The sequence below is a fragment of the Corallococcus sp. CA054B genome (assembly GCF_003611625.1).
Taxonomy (GTDB): domain Bacteria; phylum Myxococcota; class Myxococcia; order Myxococcales; family Myxococcaceae; genus Corallococcus; species Corallococcus coralloides.
On sequence record NZ_RAVY01000214.1, the window covers coordinates 1 to 15729 of the forward strand.

Sequence of the window (15729 nt, forward strand, 5' to 3'; positions counted from 1 at the left end):
GTGCCCCACCACACGCCCAGCACGGAGCGGTGGCCGCGGCCCGCGCCCAGCTTGTACTCGGCCGCGACCGCCACCTGGACGTCGTTGCCCAGCATCACCTTGCCGCCCACCAGGTCGCCCAGGTCCGACGCCAGCGGATACGGCGCGTCCCAGCCGCCCGCCACGTTGGCCGTGTGCGAGAGCGTGCCTTCGTTCGCGTCCACCGAGCCCGGCACGCCCACGCCCACGCCCGCGAGCTTCGCGGGCTCGATGCCCACGGACTGCGCGGCCTCGCCCAGCGTGCCGTAGAGCTCCTTCACCACCTCGCTCGGGCCGCCCGTCGGGGGGGTCGGATGGCGGGCCCGGCCCAGCACGTCGCCGCGCGCGTCCACGATGACGGCCTCGATCTTCGTGCCGCCCAGGTCGATGCCTCCCCAGATGCGGGCCTTGTCGTTGCGCGCCCCGTTCCCGTTCTCCGCGCGGTGCCCGTTCTTCGCTGACGCGTTGGCCATGTGGTGCCCCCGTGATTCGCTCGCGGGACAATCTGCGCAGCGTGGTCCCGGTCAGGGCCGCCGTGCCCGGCACGCCCGTGCCCGCCCGCCCGCTCCACGGGGCTGCATGCGGGCCCTTCTCATGGCAGGGCAGGACGCGCCCCCGCTTCGCGGCCCCTGTTCGCCGGACGCGCGGGCGCATATAGGCTTGCCGGGAGTTCTCTTCGTGGAGCCCCCCGTTTCCCCCATGAGCAGCCGTTCCACTCCCGCGCCGGACGCCGCTGACGCCGCGCCCCTGGGCATGTCGGACGTGAAGGTCCGCGCGCAGCGCTCCATCATCGCCCTGCTGCTGCGGACGGTCGGCTCGCTGGGCCTGCGCGTGGTGAGCTCGCTCACCCTGTCGCATCTGCTGTTCCCCGGGGACTATGGCGTGTTCGCCATCGTCGCCTTCACCTCCGCGATGGGCGCGTTCCTGGGGGACCTGGGGCTCAGCGCCTCGCTGGTGCGCCAGCAGCACGAACCCACGCAGGACGAAATCACCTCCGCCTTCTGGAGCCACCAGGCGTTCACCGTCTTCATCGTGGGCGCCATCGCGCTGCTCGCGCCGTGGCTGTCGAGCGCCTACGAACTGGGGCCCTCGGGCGCGGCCATGGTGGGCACGATGGCGGTGGGCCTGTTCTTCCACTCGCTGCGCGTCATCCCCATCATGATGCTGGAGCGGCAGCTGCGCTTTCCGGTGCTCGCGCGCATCGAGCTCATCGAGAGCGTGGCGCAGACGGCGGGCAGCATCCTGCTGGCCTGGCTGCACTTCGGGGCGTGGTCGCTCATCGGCGGCGGACTGTTGCGGGGCGCGGTGGGCATGGTGCTGTTCTGGGCGGCGGCGGGCTGGCGGCCCCGGGGCACGTTCCGCTGGGGCATCGTCAAGCGGCTCCTGTCCTTCGGCATCTGGTTCCAGCTCACGGGCATCATCCCGGCGGTGCTCGCGGGCTGGGTTCCGCTGGTGGTGGGGCGCATGGAGGGCAAGGACGCGGTGGGCCTGGTGAACTGGGCCTCCGCCCTGGCCTCCGTGCCGCTGGCGGTGAGCAGCGTCCTCACCCGCGTCGCGTATCCGGCCTACAGCCGCATGCAGCAGGACACGGCCGCGCTGGCGGAGTACCTGCGCACGTCCATCCGCCGCGTGAGCGCGCTGTTGTGCCTGACCATTCCGTTCGGCGTCATCGCGCTGCCGCCCTTCATCCCGGTGGTCTTCGGTGAGCGCTGGAGCCTGGCGTCCGCGCTGGTGCAGTGGTTCACCATCGAGGCATCCATGCAGGCGGTGCAGGGGCTCTTGCACTCGCAGCAGCACGCCAGCGGCCACGCGAAGGAGCGGATGTACGTGGCCACCGCCTCCAGCGTCCTGCGCTTCGTGCTGGGCGTGCTGGCGGTGATGCAGTGGGGCATCGTCGGCGTCGGGGTCGGCCTCACGGCCGTCACGCTCACGGAGCTGTGGGTCACCGCGAGGCTGGTGTCCCGCCGCAACGCGCACCTGTCGCGGCTCGAGTTCGAGGTCATGGAGCCGTTCCTCACCGTGGGGGCGCTGCTCGCGCTGGCGCTGGGGTTCTCGCGGCTCGCGATGGGACAGGGCGGGCTGCTGGTGCAGGCGCTGGTGGCGGCGGGGGTGCTGACCGCGCTGGTGCTCGCGCGTGAAGCCACGCGGCGCGGCCTGTCGCTGCTGGGTGAATTGCGCGCCGTGGTCCAGCACCTGCGTGCAGGGCGGGCACCTCCGTGAGCCGTGCGTGGCACCTCATCTCGGGCGAGTACCCGCCGGCCCCCGGCGGCGTCTCCGACCATTCGCGGAGCATCGCCCACGCGCTCTTGAACGCGGGGGAGACGGTGCATGTCTGGACCCCTGGCGCGGAGGGCGTCACGGATGATCAGGGCGTGACCGTGCACCGGTGGCCCGGCCTCTTCACGCCGCCGGGGCTGGTGCGCCTGACTCGCGAACTGGACGCGACGCCAGGGCCCCGGAGGCTGCTGCTCCAGTACGTGCCGCACGCGTTCGGCATGAAGGCGATGAACGTGCCGTTCTGCGCCTGGTTCGCCGCGAGGCGCCACGACGAACGCGAGCTGTTCCTCCATGAAGCGGTGTACCCGTGGAGCCCTGGCGCGCCGTGGAAGCATCAGGTGCTCGCGGGAGTCACCCGGGTGATGCTGCGCACGCTGGCGCTCGGAGTGGAGCGCGCCTACGTGTCCATCCCCACCTGGGCGGAGTACCTGCCCCAACCCCTGCGAGCCCGGGCCCGGTGGTGTCCCATTCCCAGCCCCCTGCCCCTGGACGTGCCGGAGGAGGCCGTGCGCACGGTGCGGGATGCACTGGGCGGTGGCCCCACGGTGGCGCACTTCGGCACGTACGGCGGGACCATCGCGGGGCCGCTGGAGGCCGTGCTCGTGCCGTTGTTGCAGCGGGATGAACGGCGGCAGGCGCTGCTGCTGGGCCGGGGCAGCCAGGGCTGGTGCGAAGCGCTTTCGCGCAAGCACCCCGCGCTGGCCCGCAGGCTCCATGCGAGGGACGGACAGGCACCGGAAGCCGTGGCCGCGCACCTGCGCGCGGCGGAGCTGCTGTTGCAGCCCTATCCCGATGGCGTCAGCGCCCGGCGAAGCAGCGCGATGGGCGGCCTGGGACTGGGCCTGCCCATCGTCACCAACACCGGGCTCCTGAGCGAACCGCTGTGGCGCGAACTGCTGCCGGTGGCGCTCGCGGACGAGGCGTCCCCCGCCGCGCTGCTGGCGCTCGCGGAGCACCTGCTGGAGCACGGAGAGGAGCGCCGGGCCCTGGGTGAGCGCGCGGCGCGCGTGTACCGTGAGCACTTCGCGCTGGAGCACACGGTGGCGCACCTGCTGCGTCGCGGAGCCCCCCCGTGAGCCCCTTGCGGTTGAAGGTCCTGATGGATCCGCGCGAGGAGGGCTGGCCCAGCATGGACCTGGTGGGCGAAGCGCTCGCGGAGGGCCTGGCGGCGTTCCCCTCCGAGGTCGGCGTCACCCGCGTGCGGCCGTCCATTCCCCACGCCGTGCGCGCCCTGCCCCGCGTGGGAAGCCGCAAGGCCGCCTTCAACGCGGACCGGCTGCTCACCCGCTTCGGCCTCTACCCCGCACGGCTGCTGCGTGAGCGCGTGGGCCCCGATGCGTTCCATGTCGTGGACCACACCTACGCGCAGCTCGTCCACGCGCTGCCCGCGGAGCGCACCGGCGTCTTCTGCCATGACCTGGATGCCTTCCGCTCCGTCCTGGAGCCCCACCATGAACCGCGCCCCACGTGGTTCCGGCTGATGGCGAGAGCCACGCTCAAGGGCCTGGAGCGCGCGGCCATCGTCTTCCACAGCACGCAGCAGGTCCGCGACGAGCTGCTCGCGCACGGCGTGGTGCCTCCCGAGCGATTGGTGTGGGCGCCCTACGGAGTCTCACCGGAGTACCGGCTCGCCCCCGTTCCCGGAGACGCCAGCGAAGCCGTGCTCGCGCCGCTGAAGGGCCGGCCGTATCTGCTGCACGTGGGCAGCGCCATCCGTCGCAAACGCCTGGACGTGCTCTTCGACGTCTTCGCGGCACTGCGCGCCCGGCATCCGGACCTCATGTTGGTGCAGCAGGGCGGAGAGCTGGACGCGGCCCAACAGGCCCAGGTGGCGCGGCTCGGCTTGAAGGACGCGCTGCTGCAACCACCCCGGCAGGAGCGGGCCACGCTCGCGGGCCTGTACCGGCGTGCCCGCGCGGTGCTGGTGCCCAGCGACGCGGAAGGCTTCGGCCTGCCCGTCATCGAAGCGCTGGCGTGTGGTGTCCCCGTGGTGGCCAGCGACCTGCCCGTGCTGCGCGAGGTGGGCGCCGACGCCTGCACGTACTGCCCGGTGGGCGACGTGGCCGCATGGTCGGAGACGGTGGATGCCCTGCTCACGGGCCGCGTGCCAACGCCATCCGCGGAGACGCGGCATGCACGGGCCGCGCGCTTCACGTGGGGCGCCCATGCGCGCACCGTGCTGGACGCATATCTGCATCGCCTTGACCGCCCCGGGCGGGTCTGATTCGGTCGCGTCCGCGTGCGGATCCTGTTCCTCAATCCCGTGGGAATCCTGGGCGGTGCCGAGCGCGCACTCGTGGATCTCCTCGCGTGCCTGCGCACGCAAGCCCCATCCCTGTCGCTGCACCTCATCGCGGGCACGGACGGGCCGCTGGTGGAGACGGCCCGAGGGCTCGGTGTGGAGGCCCGCGTGCTCGCCCTGCCCGACCGCCTGTCCGCGCTCGGAGACAGCGGGCTGCGGGAGCAGGGCCGCGCGGGTCTCTTTCGCTTCGCGCGTGAGGTCGCCCCCACGCCCCTGCTGCTGACCCGCTACGGCGTCGACCTGCGGCGCGCGGTGCGTGACGCGGCGCCGGACCTGCTGCACTCCAATGGCATCAAGACCCACCTGCTGAGCGCGGCCACCACCGGCCTGCCGATTCCGCGCGTGTGGCACGTGCACGACTTCCTCGGTGAGCGTCCGCTCGTGCGGCGCGCGCTCTCCGGCCTGCATCCGCTGGCCTCGGCCGCCATCGCGAACTCGCAGGCCGTGGGCGACGACGCGCGCACGGTGCTCGGGAAGGTGCCCGTGCATGTCGTGCCCAACGGCGTGGACGTGGAGCGGTTCTCTCCCGCCGCGGGTGACGGCGCGCACCTGGATGCGCTGGCCGGACTGCCTCCCGCGCCTCCGGGAACGCTGCGCGTGGGGCTCGTGGCCACGTACGCGCGTTGGAAGGGGCACGACGTCTTCCTGGAGGCCGCGGCCCAGCTGACGCGGCAGGCACCGGCCCTGCCCGTGCGCTTCTACCTGGTGGGCGCGCCGCTCTACCGCACGGCCGGCTCGCAGTTCACCGGCGCGGAGCTGCGCGAACAGGTGGAGCGCCACGGCCTCACGGGCCGCGTGGGCTTCGTGCCCTTCCAGCCCGAGCCCGCCCGCGTCTACCGGGCCCTGGACGTCTTCGTGCACGCGAGCACCCGCCGCGAACCTTTCGGCCTCACCATCGCGGAGGCGCTCGCCTGCGGCCGGGCCGCCGTCATCTCGAAGTCCAGCGGCGCGGCTGAAGCGCTGCGGGATGGCGAGGACGCGCTGTCCATTGAACCCGGCGACGCGAACACGCTCGCGGCGGCCCTGCGCCGGCTGCTGGAGGATGAGGCCTTGCGAGACACCCTGGCCCGCGCGGCCCGCCACACCGCCGTGCGCCGCTTCTCCCGTGAGCGCTACACCCGGGACATCCTCGCCGTGTACCGGAGCCTCGTCCCCTCGCGAGGGCACTCATGATGCGTCCCCGGAAGCTCGTCACCGTCTCGCACTCCTACGTCGTCACCCTCAACCGGCGGCTGGCCAACGAGATGGCCCGCGTGGGCGCCGGCCGCTGGGACGTCACCGCCGTGGCGCCGAAGTCCTTCCACGGAGACCTGGGCCCGCTGGTGCTCCAGCGCGACCCTCACGAGGCCGTGAACCTGGAGGGCGTGCCCGCGTACTTCAGCCGCTCGCTGCACGGCTTCGTCTACGGGCCGGAGGTGCGCGCGCACCTGTCGCGGGGCGCGGACCTGGTGCACCTGTGGGAGGAGCCCTACGTGCTCTCCGGCCTGGAGGTGGCGCTGATGACGCCCCGCCACGTGCCGCTCGTCTTCTGCACGTTCCAGAACCTGGCCAAGCGCTATCCCCCGCCCTTCGCGCAGGCCGAGCGCTTCGTCCTGCGCCGGGCCGCGGGGTGGATCGCCTGGGGGCAGACGGTGCACGACAACCTCCTCGCCCGTCCCGGCTATGAGCAGCGCCCCTCGCGCTTCATCCCCGTGGGCGTGGACGTGGAGCACTTCCGTCCGGATCCGGAGGCGGGCCGCGCCTTCCGCGAGCGCCTGGGCTGGACGTCCGAAGGGCCCCCCGTGGTGGGCTACCTGGGCCGCTTCGTGCCGGAGAAGGGCCTGCGCCTCCTCATGGATGCGTTCAACAGGCTGAACACCCCATGGAGAGCCCTCTTCGTCGGAGGAGGCCCCCTGGAGGTGGACCTGCGCGCCTGGGCGCAGCGCCACGGGGACCGCGTGCGCATCATCACCGGAGTGAAGCACGCGGAGGTGCCTGGCGCGCTCAACGCCATGGACGTGCTCTGCGCGCCCAGCCAGACGACGCCCGCGTGGAAGGAGCAGTTCGGCCGCATGCTCGCGGAGGCCTTCGCGTGTGGCGTGCCCGTGTGCGCCAGCGACTCCGGAGAGATTCCGCACACCGTGGGCGATGCCGGGCGCATCCTGCCGGAGGCGTACGGCGGTGCCTGGATCACCGCGCTCGAGGAGCTGCTGGAGAGTCCCGCTCAACGCCAGGAGCTGTCCGCGCGAGGCCGGGAGCGAGCCGTGTCCCGCTTCGCCTGGCCGGTCGTCGCCAAGGCGCACCTCGACTTCTTCGAGCAGGTGCTCGAGCGCGGAGCCTGAGGCTCACGCCTCCAGCCGGGCCACCACCGCCGCCGCCATCGCATCCCACGTCCAGGCCCGCAGCTCCGAGGACAGCGCGGCCACGGCGGGCATCCAGTCCCCGCCCCGCGACCGCCACTCGTCCAGGCGCCGCACCAGCTCGCCCGAGTCCTCGGGGTCGTCCAGCAGCAGCCCCTGGAGCGAGGACGGGAAGCGCTCCGCCACGCCCGCCGAGCGGCTCACCAGCGCGGGGATGCCCACGCACAGCGCTTCGTGCACGCCCAGGCCATAGGACTCATAACGCGTGGGGGACACCAGCAGGTCGGCGGCGGCCAGCAGGCGGGGCACGTCGTCGCGGAAGCCCAGGAAGCGGATCCGCTCGCCCAGGCCCTGCTCACGCGCCGCGCGTTCCCACGATTCGCGCTGCGCGCCCGCTCCCACCACGTACAGGTCCACGTCCCACTCGCGTCGCGCGCACAGCCGGGCCCACGCATGGAAGAGCGTGTCGAAGCCCTTGCGCCGGTCTCCCAGCGCGCCCACGAACAGCGCCACCCGGCGTTCTTGAGGCCACCCCAGGGACGCCCGCGCCTCACGACGAAGCACGGGCGTCGTGGACGGGAAGCGCGTCGGGTCGCCGCCCAGGTACACGACGTGGACGCGGGAGGCCTCCACACCCGTGGCGGCCAGCAGGTCCTGCCGCGTGCGCTCCGAGTTCGCCAGGATGATCCGCGCCCGGCGCAACGCGCGCTGCTCACCGCGCAGGTGCATCTGGTGGCTCACGTGGCCCTTCAGCCTGCGCAGCGGACCGCCGACGGGCTCGGGCGCGTGCGCGGCGTGGACGTAGTGGACCCAGTTGGCGGCGGCCACCTCGCAGTTGCCGCCGTTGGCCACCACCTGTCCGCCCTGCGCCAGCGTGCGCGCGGCCCAGAGGCGCCCCACGGCGTCGAGCAACGGCTCGCCCAGCAGGTACGCGTTCGCGGGCTTGGGCACGCGGACGAAGTGCACGTTGGGGTAGCGCAGGAGCGAATCCTCCACCCGGTGCGCCACCAGCCGCACGGGGCCGCCCTGGCGCGCGAGCCAGTCCGCCAGCGCGAGGTTCGCGCGGTCCATTCCACCGGTGGAGACGAAGTCACCGGCGATGAGGGTGTAGGGCCGCATTCCGGTTCCAGTACGCGCTGAAGAAAGCCCCGTTGAGCAGCCAGAACTCCATGCCCATCTGGCTCATGAAGAACTGGTTGTTGAAGGTCTGTGCGATGGCGCCCAGGTCATACGCGAAGAGCATGCTGCCCCAGAGCCAGAACTCCCCTGGCGAGTCCTCCCGGCGCCGGGCCACCTGGAAGCCCCACCCCAGCGTCACCAGCAGCGCCACCGGATAGCAGACGATTCCCAGCCAGCCAGCGTCGTAGGCCCACGCGGTCCATTGGATCTCCGCCCAGAGCGGCGGGTGCTCGCGGTAGGTGTTGTCGCCGAAGTAGGCGTTGGCCATGCCGTAGCGGCCCAGGCCCGCGCCCAGGGGGAACTCCGGGAGGACCTCCTCGAAGGTGCTCTCCAGGAAGTGGCCCCGGTTGGACTGGTACACCTGTGACGGGTCCGACGCGGTGAGCGTGCTCCAGCGCGACAGCACCGCGTCACCGCCAACGGCCACGGCCCAGCCGAAAGCCACGACGGCGAGACCGCCCACGACGGAGGCCAACGCCACCAGCCGCACCCACCGGCCGCTCACGGTGAGCGCCAGCCCCATGGCCGCCATGCACACCAGCAACGTCACCGCCGAGACACGGACCTGTCCCAGATAGAGGCAGATCAACCCGATGCCGATGCCCACCCCGCCCAGCACCTTGCGCGAAAGGCCCTGGCGGCTGAGCAGGAAGGTGCCCCCCAGCAGCACCGAGTAGAAGGCGCCAGTGGCCGCGCCGCCCGGGACGTCCGTCAGCCCCATGGGGCGGAACACGCGCGCGCCGCTCGCGGTCTCGAACTGGAGGCTGCGCACGTAGCCTTCGCCCTGGCCTTCGACCACCGAGGACAGGTTGGGCTGGAAGCGGCCTGGAAAGGTCACCTGCAGGATGCCCAGCGAGGCGCTCGCCATGTTGAACAGGAAGAGCAGCAGGACGACGCGGCTGAACATCTTCGCGTCGATGCGCAGGCGGCTCGCCCAGAAGAAGGGCGCGAACACGGCAATCTGGATGCCCAGCTGCGCGGCCGCCGCCACGGGGCTGGTGGTGCCAGGGTGGAAGAAGTTCAGCGCGGTGAACACCGCCGACGCGACCAGGAACGGCTTCGCCAGGTGGTCGAGGCGAGGCCCCTTCACCAGCCCGAGCAGCGCGAGGCTGGTGCCGAATGACAGGCTGCGGAACACCACGCGCGCCGGCGCCAGCACCTCCATCAGCAGCGCGAGCTGGCAGACGAAGAGCAGCACGATGAAGGCCACCACCACGGAGCCCGACCCCAGCAGCCCCGGGGCCCCGGCGGCTGGCGCGGGTGCGACCGCCACGGCGGGCGCGGCGGCACGGCGCACGTAGCGTTGATGCAGCACCCCCGGCCCGCGGAGCTGGGGACGAGGACTGGCGCCCCTCATGCAGTGGACTCCCGAGCCACGGAGCGCACCGCGTCCTCCAGCGCCTCCAGGAACACCTGGGGAGCGCTCAGGGCCCGGGCCCGGTCCGGCCCACGGGAGCCCAGCGTCCGCCGGGCGGATGCGTCCTCGATGAGCCCTCGCAGCGCCCGGGCCAGCGCCTCCGCCTCCGGAGGCACGAGCACGCCACAAGACGCATCGACGATCTCCAGCGGTCCGCCGAGCGCGGTGGTGACGATGGGGAGGCCCGCCTGGAGCGCCTCCACGAACGTCAGCCCGAAGGCCTCCAGGCCGGTGTTGGGCTGGCAGTACACGTCCGCCGCGCGCATCAGCCGGGGCACCTCCGCACGCTGGCCCAGGAAGTGGACGCGGTCCCCCAGGCCCAGGCTCACGGCCTGCGCCTTCAGCCCCTCTTCGTAGGCGGACTCCTCCGGACGCTGCGAACCGCCCACGAGCCAGGCCTTCCAACCAGACACCTGGCGAAGCCGCCCCAGTGCCTCCAGGAACAGCCGCTGCCCCTTCCCTTCCTGCATGCGGCCAACGTGGAGGAGGACGACGTCTTCCGCGCGTGCGCCCCTCTCTCCGCGGAGCGAAGCACGCTCGGAGGCCCCAGGCGCGGCCCCGCCGTCGCGCACGGGGGGATGGAGCACGCGCCACGGCGTGCGCGGATACACGCTCCGCAAGGTGCCCGCGGTGTAGCGGCTGTTGCAGAGCGCCAGGTCCGGCGGGGTGACCCGCGCCCAGCGCTCCACCCAGTGAGCGCCCGCGAGCACGTCATGCTGGAAGAAGAGCAGCGGCACGCCAGCGGTGCGGACCACCGGACCGAAGAGGGCCTGCGGCCACGCCGCGTGGCACACCACCGCATCGAACCGCTCGCGCTGGAGCAGCGACATCAGCGCGCGGCGGGCCCGCCAGACGCGCCAGGGCCGGCTCACCTTCGCGGGCGCCAGCAAGGTCACCGCGGCGCCAGCGGAGCGCAGCTCCTGCGCCATGCGGCCCTCGAAGCACAGCGCGAAGGCATGCTCCGCGCCGCCGGTCCGCTCCTTCTGGGAGAGCGCCAGCGTGCGCAGCAGGGTCTCGACGCCGCCGTACAGGTTGCCGCTCGACACGTGCAGCACCCGTAACGCAGGGCCATCCCCCTGCCCGCGCGACATGCCGGAGGCTCCGGCCACGTCCACGGCGCGAACAGCCTCCACTTCACGTTCAGGACCGGGGGGGACACGCATGGACGGGCCTCAGCCCCCACCCACGGCGGGCCGCGCGGACACATCGGGCTCCACGCTCACGGGCCGCCGTCCGAGCGCCTCCGCGTACAGGTCCAGGCTGCGCGACGCCATCACGTCATGGGCGAACTCCGCCCGCGCACGCTCCAGCGCCCCACGCGACAGCCGCTCGCGCAGGCCCGGCTCCTCCACCAACCGGCGCGCCGCCGCCGCCAGCGCCCGCGCATCTCCCACGGGCACCGTGAGGCCGGTGCGCTCGTGCAGGCTCACCCACGCCACACCGGAGTCCGGCACGGCGGTGTTGAGCACGGGCAATCCACTCGCCAGCGCCTCCACCTGCGACAGACCGTACGCCTCGCTGCGCGCGTTGCTCGGGAACCACAGGGCCGTCGCGGCCCGGTACGCGCCCGTCAGCGCCTCCGGCGACAGGTACCCCGCCCACGTCACCCGGTCCTCGATGCCCAGCGCCTTCGCCCGCGCGCGCCCTTCCTCCGCCAGCGGCCCTTCGCCCACGATGACCAGCCGCCCGGGCGCGTGCACCAGCGCCTCCAGCGCCGTGAACAACCCCTTGTAGTAGACGAGCCGCCCCACCATCAGCCACAGCGGCCCGCCCGCCGCCTCCGCCGTCCATCGCGCCTGGGCCTTGAGCGCTTCCGCGGAAGGAGGCCGCAGGTACGACTCCAGCTCGATGCCCAGCGGCAGCACCCGCACCTTCGACTTGAACGCCGACAGCAGCGACGAGCCGCGCACGTACGCGTCGCTCGTGGCCAAGAGCCGCGCCGCGCGCGAGTACAGCATCCATTCGAAGGGACGGAACAGCGCGCCCGCGACCTTCTGCCGGATGATGTCGCTCTGGTGCGTCACCACCACCGCGGGCAGGCGAGGCACCGCGTCCAGCGCCAGCACCATGCTCGGGTTGGGCACGTGCAGGTGCACCACGTCCACGCCCCGCGCCAACGCCCGCCTGAGCATGAACGGCAGCGACGGCATCACGTCCATGCGCGCCACCGACGCGAGCCGCCCCAGGCGAACCACGCGCACCGGCCCATCCCACTCCTCACGCGTGGGGCTGCGCCCGTGGAACTCGTGGCTCGTCCCGGTGCCATCCACGGAGTGGTTCGCGCACAGCACCTCCACCTGCGCGCCCAGCGACGCCTGCGCGCGCGCCAGCGTGCACAAGTGCGCCTCCATGCCGCCGGAGGCCGGAGGGTAGAACTTCCCCAGGTGCAGCACCCGCAGACCCGCGCCCTTCACGACGGAGCCACCCCGCCCTTGGGCTCGTCCTGCGTCGGGCCATAGCCCTGGTAGCCCAGGTACGTGTCGCCGTAGCGCGGCTGCCGCAGGTCCACGTCATTGAGGATGGCGCCGAACATCCGCGCCTGCACGTCCGCCAGCGAGCGCAGCGCGCGCTTCGCGGCGCTCCGGTCCGTCCGGCCCGCCTTGAGCACCATCACCACGCCGTCCGCCTGCGTGGCCAGCACCGCCGCGTCCACCACCGCATTGAGCGGCGGGCTGTCCAGGATGATGCGGTCGAACTTCTCACCCGCCGCGCGCAGCAGCTCCTTGAAGGCACGCGTGTGCAAGAGCTCCGCGGGGTTCGGCGGCAGGGGGCCACACGGCAGCACGAAGAGGTTGGGCACCTCCGTGCTCTTCACGGCCTTGTCCAGCGAGCCCTCGCCCACCACCAGCGAGCTGATGCCCAGGTCATTGGGCACGCCGAACGCGCGGTGCAGCCGGGGGCGGCGCATGTCCGTGTCCAGCAGCAGCACGCGGTTGCCGCTCTGGGCCATGGCCACGCCCAGGTTGATGCACGTGGTGGACTTGCCCTCCTGCGGACCGCTGGACGTCACCACCAGCGTCTTGCAGGGATGATCCGGCGACATGAACAGCAGGTTGGTGCGCACCGCGCGGCAGCACTCCGCCACCGCCGAGCGCGGCGCGCGGTGCACGTACAGGTCGCGGTCGCCCGGCGCCTTCGTGGCCTCCATGCGCGGCACCACGCCCAGGAACGCCAGGCCCAGCACGTCCTCCACGTCCGCCTGCGACCCGACGGTGTTCTCCAGCATCTCCAGGAACAGCGCCACGCCCAGCCCCAGGAGCAGCCCCATCACCCAGCCCACCATCAGGTTGCGCCGCGTGTGCGGCCGCACCGGCAGCAGCTCCGGCCGCGCGGGGTCCAGCACGCGCACGTTGCTCGTGCGCAGCAAGCCCGACAGCTCGATGTCCTTCAGCCGCTTGAGCACCAGCTCATAGAGCCGCTGGTTGTTGTCCGACTCGCGCTGCAGCCGCCCGTACTCGATGGCCTTCTTGTTCACCTGGAAGGCCTCGGCCTTGGTCTCGTCCAGGAGCTTGTTGAGGTTCTTCTCCTCGCCCTGCGCCTCCGCCAGCTGCGTCTCCGCCGAGCGCACCACGTTGGTCAGGCTCTTGAGCAGGTCCGCGCGCACGACGTCCAGCTTGCGGTTGCACTCCAGGAGCTTCGGGTGCTCCGGCAGGTAGCGCTCGGTCAGCTCCGCGCACGCGGCCTTCTGTTCGCCGTAGCGCGATTTGAGATCTTGGATGGGGCCGTCCTTCGCGCCGGGCACAGCCTCCGCCCACGTCTCGTCGTTGCCGGCGTCCTTGCGCAGCCGGTGGATGGCGTCCACGCGCGCCTGCTGCGCCGCGATGCGCGTGCGCACCTCGGTGAGCTTCAGGTTGTAGGAGTTGATCCGCTCGCTGACGATGGACAGCCGTGACTCCAGCGACGTGGACAGCATGTCCGCGTCCTTCTTCAGGTCGTAGACGGCCATCTCGCCGGCCTTGGACTGGCGGCCCAGTTCGTCCAGGCGCCCCTCCAGCCACGCGCGCGCCTCTTCCGTGGTGCGCAGCTTCAGCGCCAGGTTCTCCGCCATGTACGCGGCGGCCACCTCGTTGGAGAGCAGCGCCGCGCGCGCGGGGTCCACGTCCTCCACGCCGATGTTCATCACCCGCGAGTCCTTGCCGGGCACCACCTGGATGCGCGAGCGCAACAGCCCCACCGCGTCCGCGTCCTCCAGCGCCTTCGCGCGCTCCGCCGGATCCTGGTTCGCCGGCAGGCCCAGGAAGGACGCGTCCTTCGACAGCCCCAGCCGGTCCACCACGCGGCTGGCCACCGCGCGCGAGGTGATGATCTCGCTCTGCGTGGCGTAGTACTCCTTGTTGAACCAGTAGTTGCTGCGCTCCTCCCCCATCACCTCCTTCACCTCGCCGTCGAGGATGCGCGGCGCGGTGACGTCGATGATGAGCGAGGTGCTGGCCGCGTAGATGCGCGGCTGGCGCAGCGTCCACGCCGCCGTGAGCGCGGTGATGCCCAACGCCACCCCGAGTACCACCCACCGCCGGCGCCACACGCCCCGCAGCCGGTGCATCACGCTCGCGGACGTCGCGCCGGGCGCTCCACCGGCCGGGTCCAACACCGTACCTTCCACGTCGCGTCTCTCCGGAAGTGGCTGCCGCGGGCGGTCTCCACCGGCCCGAACCCATCCGGACCCGACCTGCACCCACATCGCGCTGGGGGAATAACGCCCGGAGCGTGCAACGGGCCGGGCAGGTTGTCCATCCAACCGACGCCGCCTGGATGCCCCCCATCCATCCGCGCCGGTCCGCGAACGCGCACCCTGGAGGCTCCTGTGGTAGTGAGCGGCGCAATGGTTCCTGCGCTTTCCGTCGTCCTGCCCTTCAACCCCGCCACCGCCGCCGCCGCCGCCCGGTTCGCTCACGCGCTGTCCGGACAGGCCCAGGTCGTGCTCGCGGGTGAAGGGCCGGTGGACGTCACGCCCGGACCCAACGTCCACGTCCTCGCCGCCCAGGGTGGCAAGGGAGCGGCCATTCGCGCCGCGCTGCCCCACGTCACCGGCGCCCACACGGTGCTCCAGGATCCGGACGCCGCCTACTCGCCCGACACCTACGACGTCCTGGTGCAGCCCCTGCGGGACGACACCGCGGACGGCGTCTTCGGCCGGCGCCCCGGCATGTCGCCGGAGATGGTGGCCGAGCGCGCGCTGGGCGGCATCACCCGCTTCGTCACCGACGTGGCGCTGACGGATCCGCTCACCGGCCTGCGCGCCTTCCGCACGGAGGCGCTGCGCTCCATCCAGCTCACCAGCGACGACGACGCGGTGGACGCGGAGCTGGTGGTGAAGCTGGCCGCGCAGCTCTTCCGCCTCACGGAGGTGTCCCTGCCGCCGCTGCAGGCCGTGCCGCGCCGCCCGGCCTCCGCGCACCTGGCCCGCCTGCGCACGCTGGTGCGCTACGCCACCGTGCGCGACGACGCGGACAACCAGCACGAGGGCTACTCCACCCTGGAGCGCATGGACGGCGCCACCCACTACAACCAGTGGCTGGGCCGCCGCTTCCGCGAGCACATGGGCCGGCGCGTGCTGGAGATTGGCGCCGGCATCGGCACCATCACCCGCGAGCTGGAGGCCGGCGCGGAGCACCTGGTCGCGCTGGAGGTGGAGCGCTTCTACGTGGACCGCCTGAAGAACATGTTCCGCGGCAAGCCCCACGTGCGCCCCTACCTGTCCGACGTGGCGCTCGCGGACTGGGAGGCGCTGAAGGCGGAGAACCTGGACACCATCGTGCTGTCCAACGTGATGGAGCACATCCCGGACGACGCGTCCGCGGTGCGCCGCTTCCGCCAGATTCTCCAGCCGGATGGCCGCGTGCTCATCCTCGTGCCGGCGCTGCCGCAGCTGTTCGGCGCCATCGACAAGGCCGTGGGCCACTACCGCCGCTACACGCCGGAGTCCCTGCGCGCGGTGCTGCAGGAGAATGGCTTCCGCGTGGACACGCTGGAGTGGATGAACCTGGTCGGCCTGCCGGGCTGGTTCGTCAACAGCCGCCTGCTGCGCCGCCGCGCGGTGCCCAAGCTCCAGCTCAAGCTCTATGACACGCTGGCCCCCCTGATTGCCCAGGCCGAGCAACAGGTGCGGCTGCCCGTGGGCATGAGCCTGTTCGCCGTCGCCCGCGCCGTCTGATGCCCGCGTGAGCGCCGAACCCCACCCCACCTCTCCGCCGTCC

12 protein-coding genes are annotated in these 15729 nt (G+C 72.4%); 6 read left to right on the plus strand and 6 right to left on the minus strand.

The features are described from left to right. Positions 1-491 (minus strand): ROK family protein (locus tag D7V80_RS34630; protein WP_147447308.1); only part of this gene is annotated, 491 nt, incomplete at its 3' end. Between the two features lie 226 nt (positions 492-717). On the opposite strand from D7V80_RS34630, the gene D7V80_RS34635 reads away from it, so the two are divergent. Genes D7V80_RS34635 through D7V80_RS34655 form a run of 5 tightly spaced genes read left to right on the plus strand, consistent with a single transcriptional unit; the run spans position 718 to position 6918 of the window. After that, positions 718-2238, plus strand: coding sequence for an oligosaccharide flippase family protein (locus D7V80_RS34635; RefSeq protein ID WP_120592159.1), 1521 nt, complete (start codon positions 718-720; stop codon positions 2236-2238). Continuing rightward, on the plus strand, positions 2235-3371 hold the full coding sequence (locus D7V80_RS34640) for a glycosyltransferase (RefSeq protein ID WP_120592160.1): 1137 nt from the start codon (positions 2235-2237) through the stop codon (positions 3369-3371). Before D7V80_RS34635 ends, D7V80_RS34640 begins: the two co-directional genes overlap by 4 nt. A 23-nt stretch (positions 3372-3394) precedes the next feature. Continuing rightward, positions 3395-4519 carry a glycosyltransferase family 1 protein gene (locus D7V80_RS34645; RefSeq protein ID WP_120592161.1) on the plus strand — a complete coding sequence of 375 codons (1125 nt, stop codon included), beginning with the start codon at positions 3395-3397 and terminating at the stop codon, positions 4517-4519. Between the two features lie 15 nt (positions 4520-4534). Next, a complete protein-coding gene (locus tag D7V80_RS34650) occupies positions 4535-5770 on the plus strand; it encodes a glycosyltransferase family 4 protein (protein WP_120592162.1) in 1236 nt (411 codons plus the stop codon). Further along, positions 5767-6918: a glycosyltransferase family 4 protein gene (locus D7V80_RS34655; RefSeq protein ID WP_120592163.1), complete on the plus strand. Its 1152-nt coding sequence runs from the start codon at positions 5767-5769 to the stop codon at positions 6916-6918. The genes D7V80_RS34650 and D7V80_RS34655 overlap by 4 nt, the downstream gene beginning before the upstream one ends. 3 nt (positions 6919-6921) lie before the next feature. Here the strand turns inward: D7V80_RS34655 and D7V80_RS34660 are convergent, their stop codons facing one another. From D7V80_RS34660 to D7V80_RS34680, 5 genes are read right to left on the minus strand one after another with little or no spacing between them, the layout of a single operon-like run. Next, on the minus strand, positions 6922-8007 hold the full coding sequence (locus D7V80_RS34660; protein ID WP_120592168.1) for a glycosyltransferase family 4 protein: 1086 nt from the start codon (positions 8005-8007) through the stop codon (positions 6922-6924). 19 nt (positions 8008-8026) lie between these two features. After that, positions 8027-9472 (minus strand): hypothetical protein, encoded by a 1446-nt coding sequence (locus D7V80_RS34665; RefSeq protein ID WP_120592164.1) that lies wholly within the window; start codon positions 9470-9472, stop codon positions 8027-8029. Continuing rightward, positions 9469-10695 carry a glycosyltransferase family 4 protein gene (locus D7V80_RS34670; protein WP_233585934.1) on the minus strand — a complete coding sequence of 409 codons (1227 nt, stop codon included), beginning with the start codon at positions 10693-10695 and terminating at the stop codon, positions 9469-9471. Before D7V80_RS34670 ends, D7V80_RS34665 begins: the two co-directional genes overlap by 4 nt. Before the next feature lie 9 nt (positions 10696-10704). Continuing rightward, on the minus strand, positions 10705-11883 hold the full coding sequence (locus D7V80_RS34675; protein WP_304988471.1) for a glycosyltransferase: 1179 nt from the start codon (positions 11881-11883) through the stop codon (positions 10705-10707). Positions 11884-11942: 59 nt separating this feature from the next. Continuing rightward, a complete protein-coding gene (locus tag D7V80_RS34680; protein WP_120592166.1) occupies positions 11943-14135 on the minus strand; it encodes a polysaccharide biosynthesis tyrosine autokinase in 2193 nt (730 codons plus the stop codon). A 219-nt stretch (positions 14136-14354) separates the two neighbouring features. On the opposite strand from D7V80_RS34680, the gene D7V80_RS34685 reads away from it, so the two are divergent. Next, positions 14355-15686 (plus strand): bifunctional glycosyltransferase/class I SAM-dependent methyltransferase, encoded by a 1332-nt coding sequence (locus tag D7V80_RS34685; RefSeq protein ID WP_120592167.1) that lies wholly within the window; start codon positions 14355-14357, stop codon positions 15684-15686. Positions 15687-15729: the final 43 nt, after the last annotated feature.